Raw genomic sequence first — 2,086 nt, 5'->3', positions numbered from 1 at the left:
GCCCGGCACGGGCAAGTCGACTCTGCTTCAGACGGCGCTTTTCAACACGTCCGAGTATGGCGTCGCACGCTATCTCGCGTTCGTGCCAAATCAGCGCCATGGCTTGGGGCGCGCCGAGGCCGGTGAATTTCTGAACGACCTGATCGCCGAGCTGATGAGCCTCGATCTCGGCGGCAGCCGTTACGCGTTGGATGACCTGGCGGGCCAGCGAAAGGAATTGGCGCACCAGCTCGAAACCGCAAGCGAGCGATACGCCAAGACCGGGCGCAAGACGATCATCGTCATCGATGGCCTTGATCACGTTCCGCGTGAAGAAGATCCGCGCGAAAGCTTCCTCAAGCAATTGCCGCTCGCCCACGCCGTTCCCGACGGCGTGCTGTTCGTGCTTGGCACCCAAACGCTCGACCTCGCCGACTTGAAAGCATCGATTGTTCAGCAGGCTAAAGGCGCGGACCGCCGTGTCGAAATCACGCCCTTGCCGCCAGCGGCCATTTTCGCCATGGCCAACGACGCTGGCCTCCCAGACTACGTCGATCGCGACGGCCTTCTCGCCGCCTCCGAGGGCCATCCTCTCACGGCCCGCTACTTCGTCGAAGCGCTGAAGCCGGTTACGTCCGCGAGCGAGGCGCAACACATCCTCTCGGCGACGGATGGCCTCGGTCGAAGCTTGGACGAAATCTATGCGCGCGTTTGGATCGGATTGTCGGCTGATGAGTCCGCTAAAGCCGCGCTTGGGTTGCTGGCGCGCGCCGATGGCGGGTTGACGCCCGCGCAAATCGCCGGCGTCTATTCGAATGCGACGGTGGAAGAGGTTCTCAAGAAGGCCGGTTTCTTGCTGTCGGGCGTTGGCCAAGAACGCCTATCGATTTTTCACAACAGTTTTCGGCTCTTCGTGGTCGCGCAAACCGGAGTCAGATTCGGCAAACGCGAGCCTGCGCTCGAGGTCGAATTCAACCAGCGCCTCGCGGGAATCGCGGCCGCAGCTGACGAGAGCGACGCGCAGCATTGGATGGAATTGCGCTATCGCGCGCGCGCGGGCGAGACAGACCCTGTGCTCGCGCTTGCGACGCCTGAATATTTCCGTCGTTCGCTCATGCTTTTTCGACCCAGGAGCGAGATTGACGTCGATCTCCGGCTGACCTATGCGGCCGTCAAGCCGACGCGTTCGCGCGTCATCCTTCTCAACAAGCTGCTTATCGAAAAGGAAGTCGAGTATCGGCGCGAGGCCGTGAGCCAACTCGACATGGTGGGGCTGTTTCTCGACCTCGGCGACGTCGATCTCGCAATCCACCATGCCCTTGAAGCTAACACGCCTGGCGAGGGTTGGCTCCGACTGGTCGACGTTCTCTGGGAAGACGGCCACGCCGCGATCGCGCGCCGCGTCCTGGATGCAAACGAGCCGCTCGAAGCGCTCTTCGGGGTAGACAAATTCCACTCCGGCAGCGGCATCAACACGGCGGGCGATTGGATTGAACGTGCGCAACGTTTTCGTCCGATCGAACGGCTGGTCTCGATCATCGAGCGCATACCGGCGAATGATTACGAGGATGTCGATCTCATGCGGCAGGGCCTCCTCTATCGCGTCGCACGCGGGATCGTCAAAGACAAACCAGACGCTGACATCGCAACGCTCTGCATCCAACTGAAACTCCGCGACGAATATCAGCACTATCTCTACATCACCGCCGCCGACGCAGCGCGCGCGGCCAACGACCTCGATCGCGCCAAGCAATTGCTCGGAAGCATCGCTGCGCTTCGCGATTTCTCGACGCTTGACGCGCATTGGAAAACCTACGGCGCGCGCGTTGCGCGTCAGTTGGGCGATGACGATCTTGCCAAGCGCCTGATGCAGGACATCGAAATTCCTTCGATCGGAGCGGAGGAGAGCGGGTCGCAAGGCGACGCCTTGAGCGAGTTCGCGAGCAAAATCTACGAACGCACCGCGCTCAGCACGATCTTGTTGACGCCCGCGCGCTACAGCGCGCGCGGCCGCGACAACCCGTTCTTCAACGGTCTCGACGACAAGGTCATCGAGCTCGGCCGCATTCGTGGCGCGATCGAAACCAAGGCGGACGACGGCGATATC

At 61.7% G+C, this 2,086-nt stretch carries 1 protein-coding gene; it reads left to right on the top strand.

Annotation, left to right across the window (positions count from 1 at the left end; genetic code table 11):
* Nucleotides 1–2,086 (top strand): hypothetical protein (locus A1351_RS25240; protein WP_198162266.1); only part of this gene is annotated, 2,086 nt, incomplete at both ends.

The organism is Methylosinus sp. R-45379, assembly GCF_001644125.1.
Lineage (GTDB): Bacteria > Pseudomonadota > Alphaproteobacteria > Rhizobiales > Beijerinckiaceae > Methylosinus.
Note: the sequence above shows the minus strand (reverse complement) of the source record. Positions and strands in the feature narration are given on the sequence as shown.